This window comes from Streptomyces sp. NPDC050388 (assembly GCF_040655635.1).
In the GTDB taxonomy this organism is placed as follows: domain Bacteria; phylum Actinomycetota; class Actinomycetes; order Streptomycetales; family Streptomycetaceae; genus Streptomyces.
The window spans coordinates 1-19,013 of the sequence record NZ_JBFAKH010000045.1 but is presented as its reverse complement, the minus strand read 5'-3'; the positions used below and the strand labels follow the sequence as shown (position 1 = coordinate 19,013).

20 protein-coding genes, 1 rRNA gene and 1 pseudogene are annotated in these 19,013 nt (G+C 69.2%); 13 read left to right on the top strand and 9 right to left on the bottom strand.

Going from position 1 to position 19,013, the window contains the following annotated elements; translation table 11 throughout:
* Positions 1-64: 64 nt before the first annotated feature.
* From pstC to pstB, 3 genes are read left to right on the top strand one after another with little or no spacing between them, the layout of a single operon-like run.
* Complete coding sequence (pstC, locus tag AB0I73_RS24585; protein ID WP_363040684.1) at positions 65-1,069, top strand: phosphate ABC transporter permease subunit PstC; 1,005 nt, start codon at positions 65-67, stop codon at positions 1,067-1,069.
* Positions 1,066-2,130: a phosphate ABC transporter permease PstA gene (gene pstA / locus AB0I73_RS24580; RefSeq protein ID WP_363040682.1), complete on the top strand. Its 1,065-nt coding sequence runs from the start codon at positions 1,066-1,068 to the stop codon at positions 2,128-2,130. Before pstC ends, pstA begins: the two co-directional genes overlap by 4 nt.
* A 43-nt stretch (positions 2,131-2,173) precedes the next feature.
* A complete protein-coding gene (pstB, locus tag AB0I73_RS24575; RefSeq protein ID WP_363040680.1) occupies positions 2,174-2,950 on the top strand; it encodes a phosphate ABC transporter ATP-binding protein PstB in 777 nt (258 codons plus the stop codon).
* A gap of 111 nt (positions 2,951-3,061) precedes the next feature.
* Here pstB and AB0I73_RS24570 read toward each other — a convergent pair whose 3' ends face one another.
* Both AB0I73_RS24570 and AB0I73_RS24565 read right to left on the bottom strand, forming a co-directional pair.
* Positions 3,062-4,063, bottom strand: coding sequence for an inorganic phosphate transporter (locus AB0I73_RS24570; protein ID WP_363040678.1), 1,002 nt, complete (start codon positions 4,061-4,063; stop codon positions 3,062-3,064).
* 8 nt (positions 4,064-4,071) lie between these two features.
* Positions 4,072-4,692, bottom strand: coding sequence for a DUF47 family protein (locus AB0I73_RS24565; protein WP_363040676.1), 621 nt, complete (start codon positions 4,690-4,692; stop codon positions 4,072-4,074).
* Positions 4,693-4,933: 241 nt separating this feature from the next.
* Between AB0I73_RS24565 and AB0I73_RS24560 the strand changes: the two genes are divergently transcribed.
* Positions 4,934-5,338 carry a metal-sensitive transcriptional regulator gene (locus tag AB0I73_RS24560; protein WP_363040674.1) on the top strand — a complete coding sequence of 135 codons (405 nt, stop codon included), beginning with the start codon at positions 4,934-4,936 and terminating at the stop codon, positions 5,336-5,338.
* Here the strand turns inward: AB0I73_RS24560 and AB0I73_RS24555 are convergent.
* From AB0I73_RS24555 to AB0I73_RS24535, 5 genes are all read right to left on the bottom strand, one after another.
* Positions 5,327-5,542 carry a hypothetical protein gene (locus AB0I73_RS24555; protein WP_363040672.1) on the bottom strand — a complete coding sequence of 72 codons (216 nt, stop codon included), beginning with the start codon at positions 5,540-5,542 and terminating at the stop codon, positions 5,327-5,329. The genes AB0I73_RS24560 and AB0I73_RS24555 overlap by 12 nt on opposite strands.
* Positions 5,543-5,623: 81 nt before the next feature.
* Positions 5,624-6,478 (bottom strand): hypothetical protein, encoded by an 855-nt coding sequence (locus AB0I73_RS24550; protein ID WP_363040670.1) that lies wholly within the window; start codon positions 6,476-6,478, stop codon positions 5,624-5,626.
* A gap of 341 nt (positions 6,479-6,819) precedes the next feature.
* The gene (locus AB0I73_RS24545; protein WP_363040668.1) at positions 6,820-7,512 is read right to left on the bottom strand and encodes a phosphatase PAP2 family protein; all 693 of its coding nucleotides are present in this window, start codon (positions 7,510-7,512) and stop codon (positions 6,820-6,822) included.
* Between the two features lie 208 nt (positions 7,513-7,720).
* On the bottom strand, positions 7,721-8,731 hold the full coding sequence (locus AB0I73_RS24540; RefSeq protein ID WP_363040666.1) for a bifunctional lytic transglycosylase/C40 family peptidase: 1,011 nt from the start codon (positions 8,729-8,731) through the stop codon (positions 7,721-7,723).
* Positions 8,732-8,849: 118 nt separating this feature from the next.
* Entirely contained in the window at positions 8,850-9,257 is a 408-nt protein-coding gene (locus AB0I73_RS24535) for an ATP-binding protein (RefSeq protein ID WP_363040663.1), read from the bottom strand.
* Positions 9,258-9,463: 206 nt separating this feature from the next.
* On the opposite strand from AB0I73_RS24535, the gene AB0I73_RS24530 reads away from it, so the two are divergent.
* The 9 genes and pseudogenes from AB0I73_RS24530 (at position 9,464) to AB0I73_RS24490 (ending at position 18,035) form a co-directional block, all read left to right on the top strand.
* On the top strand, positions 9,464-10,309 hold the full coding sequence (locus AB0I73_RS24530; protein WP_363040661.1) for a helix-turn-helix transcriptional regulator: 846 nt from the start codon (positions 9,464-9,466) through the stop codon (positions 10,307-10,309).
* 11 nt (positions 10,310-10,320) lie between these two features.
* A pseudogene (locus AB0I73_RS24525) lies at positions 10,321-10,467 on the top strand (DUF397 domain-containing protein); the annotation flags it as partial.
* Between the two features lie 33 nt (positions 10,468-10,500).
* Positions 10,501-10,674 (top strand): hypothetical protein, encoded by a 174-nt coding sequence (locus AB0I73_RS24520; RefSeq protein WP_363040766.1) that lies wholly within the window; start codon positions 10,501-10,503, stop codon positions 10,672-10,674.
* Between the two features lie 208 nt (positions 10,675-10,882).
* Positions 10,883-11,191, top strand: coding sequence for a hypothetical protein (locus AB0I73_RS24515; RefSeq protein ID WP_042174769.1), 309 nt, complete (start codon positions 10,883-10,885; stop codon positions 11,189-11,191).
* Between the two features lie 201 nt (positions 11,192-11,392).
* Positions 11,393-12,220 carry a hypothetical protein gene (locus AB0I73_RS24510; RefSeq protein ID WP_363040659.1) on the top strand — a complete coding sequence of 276 codons (828 nt, stop codon included), beginning with the start codon at positions 11,393-11,395 and terminating at the stop codon, positions 12,218-12,220.
* The gene (locus tag AB0I73_RS24505; RefSeq protein WP_363040657.1) at positions 12,210-13,553 is read left to right on the top strand and encodes a hypothetical protein; all 1,344 of its coding nucleotides are present in this window, start codon (positions 12,210-12,212) and stop codon (positions 13,551-13,553) included. Before AB0I73_RS24510 ends, AB0I73_RS24505 begins: the two co-directional genes overlap by 11 nt.
* Positions 13,550-15,109 carry an SCO6880 family protein gene (locus tag AB0I73_RS24500; protein WP_363040655.1) on the top strand — a complete coding sequence of 520 codons (1,560 nt, stop codon included), beginning with the start codon at positions 13,550-13,552 and terminating at the stop codon, positions 15,107-15,109. The genes AB0I73_RS24505 and AB0I73_RS24500 overlap by 4 nt, the downstream gene beginning before the upstream one ends.
* 12 nt (positions 15,110-15,121) lie before the next feature.
* The gene (locus tag AB0I73_RS24495; protein ID WP_202279670.1) at positions 15,122-16,531 is read left to right on the top strand and encodes an ATP-binding protein; all 1,410 of its coding nucleotides are present in this window, start codon (positions 15,122-15,124) and stop codon (positions 16,529-16,531) included.
* Between the two features lie 31 nt (positions 16,532-16,562).
* Positions 16,563-18,035, top strand: a complete 1,473-nt coding sequence (locus AB0I73_RS24490; protein ID WP_363040652.1) for a type VI secretion protein — start codon at positions 16,563-16,565, stop codon at positions 18,033-18,035.
* Between the two features lie 10 nt (positions 18,036-18,045).
* Here AB0I73_RS24490 and AB0I73_RS24485 read toward each other — a convergent pair whose 3' ends face one another.
* Both AB0I73_RS24485 and rrf read right to left on the bottom strand, forming a co-directional pair.
* Complete coding sequence (locus AB0I73_RS24485; protein ID WP_363040650.1) at positions 18,046-18,630, bottom strand: GNAT family N-acetyltransferase; 585 nt, start codon at positions 18,628-18,630, stop codon at positions 18,046-18,048.
* Between the two features lie 108 nt (positions 18,631-18,738).
* A 5S ribosomal RNA gene (rrf, locus tag AB0I73_RS24480) occupies positions 18,739-18,855 on the bottom strand.
* Positions 18,856-19,013 lie beyond the last annotated feature (158 nt).

The following is a 19,013-nucleotide window of genomic DNA, read 5'->3' as shown; positions in this document are numbered from 1 at the left end:
CGTCCGGTGCACCGCCGCCATGGGGCCTCGACCGACCGGAGGCCCCGCAGACCGGAGAACCCTGATGAACATATCGACACAGCAAACCGCTCCACCCTCCGTTCCCCCACCGCCCAGGGCTGAGCAGAAGCGCGCCGCCCGCGGCGCCACCCGCCCCGGTGACCGGATCTTCCTCGGGCTCTCCCGAGGGTCCGGCATTCTCGTGTTGGCGATCATGGCCGCGATCGCGGCCTTCCTGACCTACCGCACCGTTCTCGCGCTCAGCGAGAACGAGGCCAACTTCTTCACGTCCTTCGAGTGGAACCCCAGCGGCAACCCGCCGGAGTTCGGCATCGCGGTCCTGGTCTACGGCACCGTCGTGTCGTCGATCATCGCCATGATCATCGCGGTCCCGATCTCGGTGGGCATCGCGCTGTTCATCACGCACTACGCCCCGCGCAAGCTGGGCGGCCCCATCGCGTACGTGATCGACCTGCTCGCCGCCGTGCCGTCCATCGTCTACGGCCTGTGGGGCGCCCTCGTCCTGGTGCCGAACATGGCCGGCCTCTACGGCTGGCTGAACGACTACCTCGGCTGGACCGGCATCCTCGAGTGGAACGGCGGCGCCGCGCGCTCGCTGTTCACCGTCGGCGTCCTGCTCGCCCTGATGATCCTGCCGATCATCACCAGCGTCAGCCGTGAGGTCTTCCGGCAGGCGCCGCAGATGCACCAGGAGGCCGCCCTCGCCCTGGGCGCCACCCGCTGGGAAGTGATCCGCATGTCGGTCCTTCCCTTCGGCCGTTCCGGCGTGATCTCCGCCTCGATGCTGGGCCTCGGCCGCGCGCTCGGCGAGACGATGGCCGTGGCCATGGTGCTCTCGCCGTCCTTCGACATCAACGCCAGCCTGCTCGACCCGGGCGGCGGCACGTTCGCCCAGAACATCGCCAGCAAGTTCAACGAGGCCACCGTGACGGGCCGGGACGCGCTGATCGCGTCCGGTCTGGTCCTCTTCGTCATCACCCTGCTGGTCAACGGCGGCGCCCGCCTGATCATCGCCCGCCGCAAGGAGTACTCGGGGGCCAACGCATGAGCCACGCAACCATCACCCCGAAGTCCGCGAGCTCCCTGCGCGGTGCCACGCTCCCCAAGTGGTTCTCCTGGGCGGTCGCCGCGGCCTCCGTCGCGCTGGGCCTGGGCATCAGCAGCCTGGCCGGCCTGCACAGCAGCATCCAGTGGGCGCTGATCGCCGCGGTCCTCTTCGTCCTCGGCTCCTACGCCGTCTCCGCGGCGGTCGAGGGCAAGCGCCAGGCGAAGGACCGCACCGCGACCAGCCTGGTCTGGGTCGCCTTCCTGATGGCCGTCATCCCGCTGGCCTCCCTCATCTGGGAGACGGTCAAGCGCGGCGTGAAGGTCCTCGACGGCTACTTCCTCACCCACTCCATGGGCGTCGTCGCCGACAGCGAGCCCGGCGGCGGTATCTACCACGCCGTCCTGGGCACCCTGGAGCAGGTCGGCATCGCCACCGCGATCTCCGTGCCGATCGGCGTGCTCACCGCGATCTACCTGGTCGAGTACGGACGCGGCAGGCTCGCCAAGGCCGTCACCTACTTCGTCGACGTCATGACGGGCATCCCGTCGATCGTCGCCGGTCTGTTCATCCTCACCCTGTGGATCGTGATCCTGGACATGGGCTACTCCGGCTTCGCCGGCTCACTGGCCCTGAGCATCCTGATGATCCCGGTGGTCGTCCGCTCCACGGAGGAGATGCTCAAGCTCGTCCCGAACGAGCTGCGCGAGGCGTCCCTGGCGCTCGGCATCCCGAAGTGGCGCACCATCCTGAAGGTCGTCCTGCCCACGTCCATCGGCGGCATCACCACCGGCGTCATGCTGGCCATCGCCCGCATCACCGGTGAGACCGCCCCCGTGCTGCTGCTGGTCTGGGGTACGAGCGTGATCAACGCCAACCCGTTCTCCGACCCGCAGGCGTCACTGCCGATGTACATCTACCTGCAGTACGCCAACAGCGGCGGCTCCGGCGCGGCCTACGACCGTGCCTGGGCGGCGGCCCTGACGCTCATCGCGTTCATCATGATCCTCAACCTCGTGGCCCGCGGCATCGCCCGCTGGAAGGCCCCGAAGACCGGTCGCTGACGCGGCCATCAGCGACACGGACCCGAAAGAAGCAGTGATCCACATGGCCAAGCGCATCGACATCAGCGGCCTCAACGCCTACTACAGTTCCTTCCTCGCCATCGAGGACATCTCGATGACCGTCGAGCCCCGCTCCGTGACGGCCTTCATCGGCCCGTCCGGCTGCGGCAAGTCGACCTTCCTGCGCACCCTCAACCGCATGCACGAGGTCACGCCCGGCGGCAGGGTCGAGGGCAAGGTCATGCTCGACGACGAGAACCTCTACGGCGCCGGCATCGACCCGGTCGCCGTGCGGCGCGAGGTCGGCATGGTCTTCCAGCGCCCCAACCCGTTCCCCACCATGTCGGTCTACGACAACGTGGCGGCCGGTCTGCGCCTGAACGGCAAGTACAAGAAGTCCGAGCTGGACGGCATCGTCGAGAAGTCCCTGAGGGGCGCCAACCTCTGGAACGAGGTCAAGGACCGCCTGAACAAGCCCGGCTCGGGCCTCTCCGGCGGCCAGCAGCAGCGGCTGTGCATCGCCCGCGCGATCGCGGTCGAGCCGAAGGTGCTGCTGATGGACGAGCCCTGCTCCGCCCTGGACCCGATCTCCACCCTCGCCATCGAGGACCTGATCGGGAAGCTCAAGGAGCAGTTCACGATCGTCATCGTGACGCACAACATGCAGCAGGCGGCGCGCGTCTCCGACCGCACCGCGTTCTTCAACCTGGCGGCCGTCGGCCAGCCGGGCAAGCTGATCGAGATCGACGACACGGAGCGCATCTTCTCCAACCCGTCGGTCCAGGCCACGGAGGACTACATCTCCGGCCGCTTCGGCTGATCACGGACCCCTCACGGTGCTGCATGGCGGTGCCACCGTGAGGACGCGAAGGGCCCGCCCCCCGGTAGTGGGGGCGGGCCCGAGCGCTTTTCGGCCTGCACGAGGCTCGTGCTACATGAGGATCACCAGGTAGACCAGCCCGTAAGCGGCCGCCGCCACCAGCGCCGCCGCGGGCATGGTGATGAACCACCCCAGGACGATGTTCTTGGCGACGCCCCACCGCACCGCGTTGATGCGCTTCGTCGCCCCGACACCCATGATCGCCGACGTGATCACATGCGTGGTGGAGACCGGCGCCTTGAACAGGTACGCCGTGGCGAACATGATCGACGCGCCGGTCGCCTCGGCCGCGAACCCCTGCGGCGGGTCCAGCTCGATGATCTTCCGGCCCAGCGTCCGCATGATCCGCCAGCCGCCCGCGTACGTACCGGCCGACAGCATCACCGCACAGGCGACCTTCACCCAGACCGGGATGGGATCGCCGTAGTCCTCGACGTCCGCGATGACCAGGGCCATCACCACGATGCCCATCGTCTTCTGCGCGTCCTGGAGACCGTGCCCGAGCGCCATGCCCGCCGCCGACACCGTCTGCGCGATGCGGAAACCGCGCTTGGCCTTGTGCGGGTTGGTCCGCCGGAAGATCCACAGGATCGCGGTCATGACCAGGTAACCGGCGATCAGACCGACGATCGGCGACACGAACATCGGGATGACGACCTTGTCCAGCACCCCGTTCCAGTACACGGTCGTCCCGCCGGCCAGCGCCGCCCCCACCATGCCGCCGAACAGGGCGTGCGAGGAGGAGGACGGCAGTCCGAAGTACCAGGTGATGAGGTTCCAGGTGATCGCGCCGACGAGCGCGGCGAACAGGATCCCCATGCCCGTCGAGCCCTCGGGGGTCTGGATCAGCCCCTCACTGACCGTCTTGGCGACCCCGGACCCCAGGAAGGCGCCGGCCATGTTCATGACGGCGGCCATCGCGAGGGCCACGCGCGGGGTGAGCGCACGGGTCGAGACCGAGGTGGCGATGGCGTTCGCCGAATCGTGGAAGCCGTTCGTGTACGTGAAGAAGAGCGCGACCCCGATGGTCACGACCAGAGCGAAGGTGTCCATGAAGGGTCTCAGGACTCCTTGACGGCAATGGTCTCGACTGTGTTCGCCACGTGCTCGAAGGCGTCGGCCGCCTCCTCCAGGACATCCACGATCTGCTTCAGCTTGAGCACCTCGATGGCGTCGTACTTGCCGCTGAAGAGATGGGCCAACAGTTTCCGGTGGATCTGGTCGGCCTGGTTCTCCAGACGGTTGACCTCGATCCAGTACTCGGTGAGGTTTTCCATGGTGCGCAGGTTCGGCATGGCCTCGGCCGTGAGCTCGGCGGCCCGCGCCAGCACCTCGATCTGCTGGTCGACGCCCTTGGGCAGTTCCTCGACGTTGTAGAGGACGACCAGGTCGACGGCCTCCTCCATGAAGTCCATGATGTCGTCGAGGGACGAGGCGAGGGAGTAGATGTCCTCGCGGTCGAAGGGCGTGATGAACGAGGAGTTCAGCTGGTGGAAGATCGCGTGCGTGGCGTCGTCACCCGCGTGTTCCGCGGCCCGCATACGCTCTGCGATCTCGACCCGGGCGGGGCCGTCCGCCCCGAGCAGTTCCATCAGGAGTTTCGAGCCCGTGACGATGTTGTCCGCGGACGCGGCGAACATGTCGTAGAAGCTCGTCTCCCTGGGGGTCAGACGAAAGCGCACGTGGGGTCCTCGGGGTGCATCGGTTCGGTGAGGCTGGTGCCGGGCGCACCATCCAGCCACAACTGTCGGGCCGCCCACCAGTGTCACCCATTCGGTGTCGGACGACAGGCACGGGGGCGGTCCGAGGGCTGCAGCGCGGCTGCCGCCCATGGGCGGCAGCCACAGTGCCTATACCCAGCAAAGTTCGCTACCATATACCCGCCAGGGGTATATGTCGCCCGCCACTGCACAGGAGGACGCGATGACGACCACCGAGACCGGCGCCGGCGCGCCCTCCTCCCCGGACACCGCGGACGTGACGGACACCACGGACGCGACCGAGACGGCCGATCCCGCAGTGATCGTGACCGACCACGACCGGGGCATCCACGGCTACCACCACCAGAAGCAGGAACACGTCAAACGCCTGCGCCGCATCGAGGGCCAGATCCGGGGCCTGCAGCGCATGGTCGACGAGGACGTCTACTGCATCGACATACTCACCCAGGTGTCCGCCTCCACCAAGGCGCTGCAGTCCTTCGCACTGCAACTGCTGGAGGAACACCTGCGCCACTGCGTCGCCGACGCGGCCCTCAAGGGCGGCGACGAGGTCGACGCCAAGGTGAAGGAAGCGACCCAGGCGATCGCCCGCATGCTACGGACGTGACCTGAGCGAACCGATCGAACCGATCCCCGGCTCCGTGCACACCTCGGCCACCTGCAGCACCTTGTCTATGCTCTCCAGGCTGAGCCGCCCCTGGGCGGCGGAGGCGGCGATGATCAACTCTCCGCACAGCTCGATCTCGGCGAGGGCCACATAGTCCCGAACCGACCCACCACCGAGCGGGGCCACACACGTCACCTCATCCATACCGTCATACGGGCAGAGGCCCCCTAGCGTAGGCAGCACTCCCCGCCCCGCGCATGGCACGTAAGGGCTAGTTCACGCCGGTCATTCCTCGGCGATCCGGCCCGCGTAGATGTCGGCGGGCTCCGGGAGGCGGACGTCGGCGGGGGCGCCGAAGTCGTAGAGGAGGGTGGTGGAGGCGACCGCGACCGGCTCCTCCCGCTCGCCGTTCATGAAGCTGAACCGGTGGCGGACCTTCCGGATGCGCCCCTCGTCGTCCAGGTAGACGTCGAAGGGGACCACGGCGGTGGCGAAGCCGGTCGCCGCCGCGCCCAGCGGCCCCTTGTTCGCCTCGGAGGCGGCGCGCGCGGCCTCGTGCAGGTCCGCCGTGCCCCGGTAGTGCCGCACCTCGGCCCCGGCGAGCTCCGTCCTGCCCACGAAGGTCGCGGACCGCGTCCCGCGCAGCAGCTCGGCCGCGGCGAACGGGTCGGTGACGCCGCCGGTGACGAGGTTCCCGTCGGACAGCGTCCGGGTGTCCACCCGCACCCACTTGTCGGCGGGCACTCCGGCGCCCCGGTTCTTCATGAACAGCGCGCCCGGAGCGAGCAGTTCGGTGATGGGCCGGCGCACCGACGTACCGGACGGGTCCTGCGGCAGCAGCACCTTCAGCCGCCCCAGCCGCTTCCGGTAGTCGTACACACCCTCCCCGCGGATGGTCACCCGGGTGCCGCCGGTGGCCATCTCCATCGAGGTGCGCGCCTTGGAGCTGCCCGCGTCCACCAGCGCGTCCGCGGCCCCCCGCACCACCGCCGCCGCCGCCGAGCCGCCGGGCGAGCCGCCGGTCGCGGCCCCGCTGCTGCCGCCGCAGCCCGCGAGGCCACCGAGCACCAGACAACCGACAGTCCCGAGGGCAACGACCGCACCACCGGTCCGCCCACGCCGCAGTTCCCGTCCTGCCATGCTCCGCCTACCCCCGCTACGTCCGACACGGGCCGCCTGTTCTCCCGGTTAACGACCGGTAGGGGACCCCGTCACGCAGACACTCCGGGAGCGGTACCTTTGTCGGGTGGAACAGCAGGGAGCCCCGGTAAGCCTCCAGGAACACAGGACAACCACATCCGAGCAGGGGCGCTTCTGCGTCGCCCGCTGCGTCTGCGGCTGGCGCGACCCCGCGAGGAGAGCCAGAAGCCTGGCCCGTACGGACGCCGAGAAACACTCGGTGGAGTGACCCGGACCGGGGAACCGCCCCGGGGGCCACTCCACCTCATGACACTCATGGCGTACGTCACACGGGACGACGGCTACGCCGCCAAGTCGCGCTCCCCCGGCCCGGACTGCCGGGCCTCTCCCCGGGTCATCCGCGCCTCGGTCCCGTTCCCTTTGATCAGCCACGCTCCCCGCCGTGACTGCTCGATCGTCCGCATCAGCGGGGTCAGCAGCGCCATGGCGGGCGGCGACAGCAGCAGCGCGACGGCCGTACCGAGCGCGAGCCCGCCCACGACGTCCGTCGGGTAGTGCACGCCCATGTAGACCCGGATGAACCCGCCCAGCACCCCGAGCACCAGGCCGATGATCCCGAGCCGCCGGTTGGCCAGGAACAGCCCCACCGCCAGCGCCATGCAGAGCGTCGCGTGGTCGCTGACGAACGAGTAGTCGGTCTTGCCGTCGACCAGGACCTCGAGCCCCTCGTGGTCGAGGAAGGGCCGGCGCCGCTCCACGAACTCACGTATCGGCACGTTCACCAGGACCGCGACGCCCGCCGCGAGCGGGGCCCACACCAGAGCCGCCACGGCCGGGGCCGCGTCCTCGCCGCCCCGCTTCCTGACGCCCCACCAGCACCACAGCAGCAACCCCAGCAGGGCGAACAGCAGGCCGAACTCACCCACGAACTCCATGAGGTGGTCGAACCACGGCGGTGCGGCCTTCGCCAGGCCGTTGATGTCATAGAGCAGGTCGACGTCGGGGTTCGACCCGGAATCTGCGAGTCCAGCCATGGTGCTGAGGCCCCTTCGTCATGTCTTCCGGCGCACCGTGCGTGCGCCTCTACCCCACCCCCGTGGTGTAGATCCGCTGGCCTGTTCGGCTACGACAACAGGAACGCACGGCCCCCGCCGATACGTTCCGCCCTCCATCGAATGATCACTCAGACGTTATCGAAGAGAGATGCGTCGTCGCAGCTCAGGGGAGTGGTTCACGCATCGCTCAGACCGTCATGGGGAGCGCTTTCGCGCCATCTTCGGTGACGCGGGTGGCACCGAAGTAGTCAGGTGTGTCGATCGGGTCGAATCGGATCACGGCGCCCGGACGCGGCGCGTCGATCATGTACCCACCGCCGACGTAAATGCCCACATGCCGGATGGCCCGCGAATCGGTGAGGTCGTCCGAGAAGAAGACCAGATCACCGGGGAGCAGTTCGTCCCGCGCGGGATGCGGTCCCGCGTTGTACTGGTCGTTCGCCACCCGCGGGAGCGTGATCCCCACGCTCTCGTACGCGGCCTTGGTCAGCCCCGAGCAGTCGAAGCGTCCTCCCTGGTCAGCGGTGCCGTTACCGCCCCAGAGGTAGGGCGTGCCGAGCTTCTTCTGCGCGTAGTCGATGGCCCCGGCGGCCTGCCTGGAGGGGTCGACCCGGCCGACCGGCGCGGCGAAGCTCTTCTCCAGCGAGAGGATGCGCTCGACGTAGTTCTGCGTCTCCTTGTACGGCGGCACGCCCTGGTACTTGATGACCGCGTACGCCCCGGCGTTGTACGAGGCCAGCATGTTTTCGGTCAGATTCCCCGGCACGTCCTTCACATAGCCCGCGAGGGCGCAGTCGTACGTCGCCGCCGAGGGAATCGCGTCGTTCGGGTCCCACACGTCCCGGTCGCCGTCGCCGTCCCCGTCGACACCGTGGGTGGCCCAGGTACCGGGGATGAACTGGGCTATGCCCTGCGCCGCCGCGTGACTCTGCGCCTTCGGGTTGAACCCGCTCTCCTGGTACAACTGCGCGGCGAGCAGCGCCGGGTTGATGGCCGGGCAGAGATTGCCCCACTTCTGCACGAGATCCTGGTACGCGGCCGGCACGGTCCCCTTCGCCAGCGTCTTGACGGCACCGCCGCCGACCCCGCCCGCGAGGTTCCCCGCGACGAGGAAGACGCCGACGGCGAGCAGCATGACGAAGGCGAGCGCGGAACCCACAGCGACGCTTGCCGCGATCCAGGCCTTACGCACCGTCAACCGCCCATCGTCGCCCCGGAGTCCGCTGCCCACGTCAGCATAGAGGCGCCCGCCCCTCTCCGGGGTGATCACGGGAGAGACGGGAACACATGTGCCGCGTGGGACAGGACGCACGGCCTCAGCCGCACTCCGCCCACAGGCCCTTCCCCACGGTCAACGCCCCCACACCCCACGAGGACGCACAGGCCCGCACCAGCGGCAGCCCCCGGCCGTTCTCCGCCTCGTCCGGCGGTACGTCGAGCGGCGCCCCCTCGCCGAACCCGGGCGGTACCCGCGGGTCGGTGTCCCACACCCCGATCCGCAGCCGCCCGTCCTCGGCGGCGCGCAGCCGCAGGGCGTAGGGGCCGGTGGTGTGCACGTGGGCGTTGGCGAGGAGTTCGGCGGCCACCAGCTCGGCGGTGGGCGCGAGTTCGGCGAGACCGTGCGCCCCCAGCACGGTCCGCAGGGTGACCCGGGCGATGCGCGGAGCGCGGGGATCGTGCGGGAGTTGAAGGACGTACGACCAGGGCGGGTTTACGGTGGGCATGGAAGTCTCCGATCACTGACGGAAGTTGGCGGGTTGCGTACGGTGGTGACCCAGTGGCATGCCGATCCGTCGATCGGTGCGCTTCTGGGGCGGAGGCGCCGAGAATTAAAGTAACGCCGCCCCAACTAACGTGTTAGCTAGATATCTGAATCTGCATTAGTTTCCATCCTTGTGGGTGACCGTAGCGCCAGGGAGGCGTCAGGACCGTGAGAACCAGTCCAACCGGCCGTCGGCTCCGATTGGGCGTGGAGCTGCGAAAACTGCGGGAGCGCGCAGGGCTCACCGCGACAGAGGCCGGTCAACTTCTCGGCGTGAAGCAGAACCAGATCAGCAACACCGAGGCCGGGCGCATCGGCGTGAGCCCCGAGCGCGTGCGCACCCTGGCCCACCACTACAAGTGCGGCGACACTGCTCTCATCCAGGCACTCAGCGACATGACGGCCGACCGCAGACGCGTGTGGTGGGAGGAGTACCGGGAGATCCTGCCCGCCGCACTGCTGGACCTGGCCGAAGTCGAGCACCACGCGACCCGTCTGCGCGGTGCCGTGACCGTGCACATCCCGGGACTGCTCCAGACCGCCGAACACGCTCGTGCGCTGTTCCGTCACGTGGTGCCCGAGTTCTCGCCCCCGGACATCGAGCACCGGGTGTCGTTCCGCATCAAGCGTCAGGCCGTGCTGTACCGCGACTCGCCTGCCCCTTACCAGGCCATCATTCACGAGGCCGCCCTACGGATGCAGTTCGGCGGCCCCACCATCGCCGCCGCGCAACTGCGGCACCTGCTGGACATGAGCGAGCGGGAGCACATCATCCTGAAGGTGCTGCCGTTCGCCGCCGGAGGCTTCCCGGGATCGGGGCAGTCGATCTTCTACTCGCACGGGCCCGTCCCCCAACTGGACACCGTCCATCTCGACCAGTCGCACGGCCCCGTCTTCCTCGACGCCGAGGCCCAACTGGACATGTACCGAGTACTGCTCGAACGGCTGGACTCCCGGGCCCTCACCCCGGAAGCGTCCCGCGACGTGATCCACCACCTGCTCCGAGACACGTGAGAGGAACCGCGATGCCCCCCTTCAAGTGGCAGAAGTCGTCTCTGTGCGGCACAGGCGACTCGTGCATACATGTGGCGGCCACCCCTGGGTCCATCCACATAACAGAGTCCGCCGACCCCAACGGAGCGGTACTCACCACCACGCCGGGCAGCTTCCTGAGTCTCCTTCAGATACTCAAGGAAGAAAGGGAGGTGACGAGCGACCAGCCCACCGCCATCGACGTGACCGCCGACGACAACCTCACCGTCCGTATCCACGCCGGCGCGACCCCCGGGACCACCGTCACCACGGACCGACACCGGTGGGACGTCTTCGTCCTCGGCGTGCGCGCGGGTGAGTTCGACCATTTCGTGGCCGAACCGTGATACACAGAGTGACGATACGACTCATCACCCATCGACTCGCTCCCCTCCCAGGGACCGGCGCGCGCCGGTGAGAAGCTTTCTTCATACGAAACCCGCCAACTAATGATGCCGAGTCGACATCCGACGGCGTCATCGTCGGCGACAATGAGGCCTGACCTCTGCATGCCCGCAGGGGGCACGGAACGACCCGACAGGGGCGGTGACTTACATGTTCTTTGCGGCCGACGAGGGAGACATCAACACCATCATCGGCGGGATCGCTCCCGACTGGGGCCCCTTCGGCAGCTTGGGCAACGAGGCCAAGGTCATGATCGAAGTGGTCATGGCGCTCGCCATCCTGATCTGCCTGGGAATCGCCATCTGGGGAGCGGCGAAGCAGCGCATCGGCGCGACGGCGCTGCGCGACACCTTCAGCGCGGAGCAGGGCAAGGGCCTGATCATCGCGGGCCTGACAGGGGTCTTCATCATCGGCTCTCTGGGCACGGTGTTCACCATCGTGTACGGAATGGCCGTGTAGGAGACCCCCCATGCCTCCGACCGGGCCCGTCCGGCCTCTCCTTCCACCCCACCCGCCCGTCGCGCCCACCGGCTGAGGTTGCGTTTCCCTGATGTCGACTCATAACACCGCGCCCGCGCGGGGACCAGCACGGCTACCGTCGTACATGGAGTACGCGGAGTACGAGGTGTTTCCGCACGACGCTGAGGGGGCGTACGCGGCATGAGTCTCGGAGACGAACACGGGAACTCCGGTGGGTACGGCGGCACGGGCCAGACCCACACCCGCCTGCCGGAGACCGACGTCAGCCCGTACGCCGGCGGGCGCAGAGGTGGCCGTACGTCGTCGCGCAGCCTGGTCACGGTGGTGGGCGTGGTGGTGCTCCTGATCGCCGCGATCGCCTTCGCGAACCGTGGAGGAGACGATTCCTCATCGGGCGAGGACGACGACTCCCCGAAGGCGGCGGCGACGGCCCCCTCCGGGGAGAAGCCCGTCCAGTCGGCGAACGCCGGCATCCCCTCAGGCTTCGCCCACAACCGCCAGGGGGCGGAGAGCGCGGCGGCGAACTACGCGGTGGCGCTGGGCTCGGCCGAGATGTTCAACAAGAATCGGCGCGACGCCATACTGGGCACGGTCATCGTCCCCACACGGGTCGCGGACTTCAAGGCCAGCCTGGACAAGGCGTACACGCCGGAGTTCAACAAGAACGTGGGCCTGAACGAAGACGGCACCACACCCAAGGGCGCCACGTTCGTCTCCCGTACAAGCCCGATCGGTACCAAGGTCACCGAGTCGTCCGACAACACCGCGACGGTCGAAGTCTGGTGCAGCGGCCTCCTGGGCCTCGCGGGCGAGAGCTCCACCAACCCGGTCACCAGCAGCTGGTTCACCATCACCATTCAACTTGAGTGGACCAACGACAACTGGAAGATCGTGACCCACTCCCAGAAGGATGGCCCCGCGCCGGTTCCCGGCGACGAGCGGGCCTCCAGCGCCGAAGAGATGGCTAAGGCCGTCGAGGAGTACGGAGGGTTCACGTATGCGCGGTAATCGTCGCCTGCTCAAGCTGGCCGGCATCGTCGCGGCCGTTCAGGCATCAGCTGTCCTTTTTGCCACGCGTGCCTTCGCAGAACCCACACCGACGCCAACGGGCAGCAACGACCCCTGCGACCTGATCCACGGCCCCGCCAAGGACTACTGCGACCGAGACGGCGGAGGCGGCTCCGGTGGCGGGTCCGGCGGAGCCGGCAGCCTCAACGACCCCACCACCGCCCTCGACCCCCTCGCCGCCCTGGCAAGGGGCTGCGCCGACGCCGCCGCCTGGACGATCAAGAAGCTCAGTGCCGCCGTCGACGAGACGGCCGCCGTGGACTTCACCAACCCGACGTTCCGCCAGCAGTACGCCGTCGTCTTCGCGGCGTCGACGATCCTGACACTCCTGCTGTGGCTGCTGGCCGTGGCCAAGCGGGCCGTACGAGGCGTCCCCCTCACGACCGCCCTCTCGGAGGCCATCGGCTTCCTCTGGCTCACGGTGCTGGCCTCGGCGTTCACCCCGCTGATCCTCTACACCGTCGTCTCGGCCACCGACAGCGTGACCGACGTCCTGGCAAAGGCGACGGGCAACCAGACGGACACGTTCTTCGGCACGTTCGCGGGCGCCCTGGAGAAGGGCAAGGACATCGGCGGCGGCCCGATCATGCTGATCATCGTCTCGCTGGTGTCGATCCTCGCGGCCGGCGTCCTCTGGCTGGAGCTGGTCATCCGCGCGGCCCTGCTCTACGTGGGCGCGCTGCTCGGCACGGTCGTGTACGCGGGGCTGGTCGACAAGAACCTGTGGGGGCACGTCCGGCGCTGGGCGGGCATCATGATCGCGGTGATCCTGGTGAAACCGGTCATCGTCATCGTGCTGGGCCTGGCGGGCGCGCTGTCCTCCGACGACGGCCCCAACGCCTTCTCCGCCGTGGTGTCGGGTCTGGCGATCATCCTGCTGGCCATCTTCGCCAGCGCGATGATCTACCGCTTCGTGCCGGGCTTCGGCGACGAGATCGCGAACTCCCGCAACAACCGCATCATGCAGGGCGCCGAGAGCAAGGCCGCCGCGGTCATGAGCTCCCCGGCGACCATGGTCGCGCAGGGCATCAAGACCCACAGCACCCGCGCCGACAGCAACAGAGGCGGCCAGTCCTCGTCGTCCGGCGGCGCGCGCCCCTCCAATCCCGCCTCCGGCGGAGTCGCCGCGCACAGCTCGCGCCCCTCGAACGGTGGCGGCGGATCTGTCCCCTCCGCCACACCCGCACCCCGCTCGGGCAGCCCGGTGACCACGCCGCACGCCGGCCGGAGCAACAGCAGCAGTAACAACAGCACGGGAGGTGAAGGGCGTTGACGACCGAGTCCCACCTGTCCCATCCGGTCACGCCCCGCCGTACGTATCTGATCGGCCGGGCCCGGCCGAACGCGATCGTCGGCCGCAATCGGGAGACCGGGGAGATCGCGCTGATCGTCCTGGGCGCGTTCTCCGGCATGATGGCCGGTCTCCTCGTCCCCGTGCTGTCCCTGCGGATCGTGCTGCTCGCGGGCCTCCCGATGATCGCGCTGGCCGCCGTGTACGTGCCGTACCGGGGCCGCACGTTCTACAAGTGGTTCGAGATCAACCGGAGCTACCGGCGGACCGTGCGCCAAGGCACCACGTACCGCTCGGGTGCCGTGGAAGCGGGCACCCGGCTGGACGGCCGGGAGGTCGAGGTCGGGCCGCCGCCCGGGATCGGGCGGATCACCTGGCTGGCCGCCCCGTTCGGGCCCGACGAGATCGCCGTACAGCTGCACGCGGACCGCAAGACGGTCACCGCGGCCATCGAGATCGAGGGCCCCGGCGTGGGCCTGCGCGACTCCGAGGACCAGGAGGCGCTCGTCGACCGCTTCGGCACGCTGCTCAAGCACGTGGCGAACGGCGACGGCTTCGTGACCCGCATCCAGATGCTCGCCCGCACGCTGCCCGCCGACCCCGACGCGCACGCCAAGGACGTCTCCCTGCGCGGGGACGAGAAGGCGCCGCCGTGGCTCCAGCAGTCGTACGACCAGCTGCAGTCGATGGTGTCGACCAGCAGCGAGCAGCACCGCGCCTACCTGGTCGCCTGCATGCACTACACGCGTGAGCTGGCCGCCGAGGCCAACGCGATGGCCCGCGCGGTGCGCACCCAGGGCCGCCGCAAGGTGGACCGGGACGCCGGACTGGCCGTCGTCATGGCCCGTGAGCTGACCGACATCTGCTCCCGGCTCCAGGAGGCCGACATCCGCGTACGGCAGCCGCTCGGCCAGAGCAGGCTGTCCTCGCTGATCCACTCCATGTACGACCCGGACCACCCGATCGACCACATCCAGGCGATGACCAAGCGCAACGCCTGGCCGGCCGAGCTGGACGCCATGGAGCCCACCTACCTCCAGGCCAAGACCCGCGAGTCCTCCACCCGCGCCCCCTGGTGCCACGCCACGGCCTGGATCAAGGAGTGGCCGATGACCCCGGTGGGCGTCAACTTCCTCGCGCCCCTCCTCGTCCACACGCCGGACGTGATCCGCACCGTCGCCGTCACGATGGACCTGGAACCCACCGAGGTCGCCATCGAGCGCATGCTGACGGAGAAGACCAACGACGAGGCCGAGGCGTCCCGCGCCGCGAAGATGAACCGCACGGTCGACCCGCGGGACATCGCCGCGCACGGCCGGCTCGACCAGCGCGGCGAGGACCTCGCCAGCGGCGCGGCCGGCGTCAACCTCGTCGGCTACATCACCGTCTCCTCCCGCAATCCCGAGGCGCTGGCCCGCGACAAGCGGACCATCCGGGCCTCGGCCGGAAAGTCGTACCTGAAGCTGGAGTGGTGCGACCGCGAGCACCACCGCGCCTTCGTGAACACACTCCCGTTCGCCACCGGCATTCGAAGGTAGGGGCTGAGTCCGATGCGGGATCCGCTGTCCGTCGTCACCGACGCCTTCACGTCCTTCCTGTTCGGGAAGGTCGAGACGACACGGCTGCCGGTGCGCACGTCCACCGGCCAGGCGCAGGCCGTCTACCTGCCGACGGCCGCCCCCGGCCTCGGCGACTCCGGCGTCATCATCGGCCGCGAGGTCTACTCCGGCAAGGGCTACATCTACGACCCGTTCCAGCTCTACGGCCAGCAGCTCCCCGCGCCGCACTGGCTGGTCCTCGGCGAGTCCGGCAACGGCAAGTCGGCCCTGGAGAAGACGTACGTCCTGCGCCAGCTGCGCTTCCGCGACCGCCAGGTCGTCGTCCTGGACGCCCAGGGCGAGGACGGGGTCGGCGAATGGAACCTCATCGCGCAGGAGCTGGGGATCACCCCCATCCGGCTGGACCCGACGGCCGCCCTGAACCACGGCATCCGGCTCAACCCGCTCGATCCGACCATCACCACGACGGGCCAGCTCGCGCTGCTGCGCACCATCATCGAGGTCGCGATGGGGCGCGGCCTGGACGAGCGCTCCGGCTTCGCGCTCAAGGTCGCGCACGCCTACGTCACCGAGACGATCGTCGAACGCCAGCCGGTCCTCACCGACATCGTCGAGCGGCTGCGCCACCCCGAACCCGAGTCGGCGGAGGCGATGAACGTCGCCATAGACGACGTACGGGCCTGGGGCCTGGACGTCGCCCTGGTCCTCGACCGGCTCGTCGACGGTGACCTGCGCGGCATGTTCGACGGCCCGACGACGGTCGGCATCGACCTGGACGCGCCGCTGATCGTCTTCGACCTGTCCCACATCGACCGCAACTCCATCGCCATGCCGATCCTGATGGCGATCGTCGGCGTCTGGCTGGAGCACACCTGGATCCGCCCCGACCGGAAGAAGCGCATCTTCCTGGTCGAGGAGGCCTGGCACATCATCAACAGCCCGTTCGTCGCCCAGCTGTTCCAGCGGCTGCTGAAGTTCGGCCGCCGGCTCGGCCTGTCCTTCGTCGCGGTCGTCCACCACCTGTCCGACGTGGTGGACGGGGCCGCGGCCAAGGAAGCCGCGGCCATCCTGAAGATGGCGTCGACCCGGACCATCTACGCCCAGAAGGCCGACGAGGCACGGGCGACGGGCAGAGTGCTGGGCCTGCCCCGGTGGGCGGTGGAGATCATCCCCTCGCTCACCCCGGGCATCGCGGTCTGGGACGTCAACGGCAACGTGCAGGTCGTCAAACACCTGATCACCGAGACCGAGCGCCCGCTGGTCTTCACCGACCGCGCGATGACCGAGTCCTCCGCCGACCTGTCCCACGACGCCCTGCTCGCCGCCGAACTGGAGGCGGAGGAACGGGCGGCGGCCTTCGTGGAGCAGCACGTCGGCGACTCCCGGTCGACGGTGGCGTAAGGGCGTCGGACGACAGGGGAAAGGAACACGCGTGAGACCGGAGGGCCACGGCAACGGACGGAACGGCCAGGGCGGTGTCCCGGACGGGCTGCTGGTCGGGCTGCTCGCGTTCCTGCTCGGCATCACCCTGCTGGTCTGGACGGCCACCGGCCTCGCGGGCCTCGTCGCCCGCGGCTCCTGGCCGTCCGGCGTCACCTTCACCCGCACCCCGGTCGCCATGCGGCACCTCGTCGCCGAGCCCCACGACATCCCGGGCGCCTGGCCGGACGCCCCCGCCTCCGCCCTCTCGGGGTACGGGCTGTTCTGGGGCCTGTTCATCGGCCAGCTGATGCTGCTGCTCGTCCTCACCATCTTCGTGCTGGGCACGGTGGCCCGGTGGCGGGCGCTACGGGCCCGGCGGAAGGCGGAGCGGGCGGCGGGCGCGACCGCGGCACCGGAGCCGGTCCAGCACGAGGTACCGACACCGAGAGCGGCACCCGAGCCCGTACGGGAACGGGAGCGGGAAGCAGCACCACTCCCCGGCACGGCACCACCCCGGGAAGCCGCCCTCGCCGAAGCCCTCCCGCCCTCGGCGGCCGCGGCCCACCCGGTGCTCTACGGCTCCCCGGACACCCGGCACACCACCGCCGCCTCGGCCGTACGGGACGCGGAGGGTCCCGCCCTCGTCGTCACCTCCGACCCCTCCCTCTGGGCGGAGACCAAGGACGCGCGGGCTAAGCTCGGCCCCACCCACCTCTACGACCCGGCCCACCGCTGCGACACCCCGGCCCGCCTCCACTGGTCCCCCACGGCCGGCTGCGAGGACAAGGAGACGGCCGTCGCACGCGCCACCGCCCTGCTGGCCCCGGTCCGCCCCGCCTCCCGGCTCGACCAGGCCGTCGGCGACACCGCCCAGACCCTCCTGCGCAGCTACCTGCACGCCGCCGCCATCGACGGCCGCACCATCCGCCACGTCCACCGCTGGGCGCAGGGCACCCAGGTCCAGGACGCGGTACGCGTGCTGCGGACCAACCCCAAGGCCGCCCCGGGCGCCGCGGGCGAACTCGAGGCGACCCTCACCGCGTACCCGGAACGCCGGGACATCGCCCAGCAGCTGACGGCCCGTGCGCTCTCCGCCCTGCTCACGGTCAACATCCGCGAGGCCTGCACTCCGAACCGAACTGATGCCCTCGCCCTGGATTCCTTCGTCCACGAAACGGGCACGCTTTATGTGGTGGGTGAATCCATCGAGGATCCCCGCACCCAGCCGGGTGCGATGCCGTTGCTGACGGCCCTCACCGCAAGCGTGGTCGAGCACGGCCGGCGCATGGCCGAACGGTCATCCTCCGGTCGGCTCGACCCACCATTCACGCTGGTCCTGGACGACGTCGCGGCCGTGGCCCCCCTCCCCCAGCTCCCGGAGCTCCTGGCCACCGGCGCGGACCGGGGCATGCCCACCCTGGCCCTCCTCCGCTCCCGCGAACAGGCCCGCACCCGCTGGCCGCACGACGAACTGCCGGTGTAGGCACCGCAGGTCAGCGCTCGACGACCAGCTCCAGCTCGTACTCGTCCGGCTTCCCCGCCAGCGGCAGGCTCACCCCGCTCTCCACGAAGCCCGCCTTGCGGTAGAAGCCGAGGGCACGCGCGTTGTCCGGGTGCACGATGAGCCGCACCCGCTCCAACCCCGCCCCCCACGCCCACTCCAGCGCAGCCTCGAACAACGCCTTGGTGAGCCCGTTCCCCCGGTGCTCGGGCCGTACGAACACCCCGACAAGATGCCCCTGCCGCCGCTCGATGGTGAACCCGGCCAAGTCCGTCGTACCGGGCTCCTCGACCAGCACGACGACCGACCCCACCCAGGTGCCGTCCGCCGTCTCCGCGATGAACTGCCGCATCCCGTCCGCACCCTCGGCCGCCCGCGCCGTCCGCTCCTGCCAGTACGTGTCGGGCCGCGTCACCGCCGTCTCGTACGTCTCCAGGAAGGCGATGTCCGCGACCGGGTCCCGCAGCGCGATGAGCCGCAACGCCTTCACCGAGGCCCACTCCTCGGCCCGCACCTGCCGGATCACATAGTCCCCGAAGGCGGTGCCGATCCCCGCCCCGGAACGCGTAGTAGTCATACCGGCCACGGTAGTACCGGGGTACCCCCGTCCTCACCCGAATTACTGCCCGTAGCCCTGAAATGCAGAAAGCCCCGCACCTGTCGGTGCGGGGCTTTCCCACAATTTGTTCGGCGGCGTCCTACTCTCCCACAGGGTCCCCCCTGCAGTACCATCGGCGCTCTGGGGCTTAGCTTCCGGGTTCGGAATGTAACCGGGCGTTTCCCCCACGCTATGACCACCGAAACACTATGAAACTGACAACCGCACCACGCCATGAGCGCGGGGTCGTTCGTGGTTTCAGAACCGACACAGTGGACGCGAGCAACTGAGGACAAGCCCTCGGCCTATTAGTACCGGTCACCTCCACCCATTACTGGGCTTCCAGATCCGGCCTATCAACC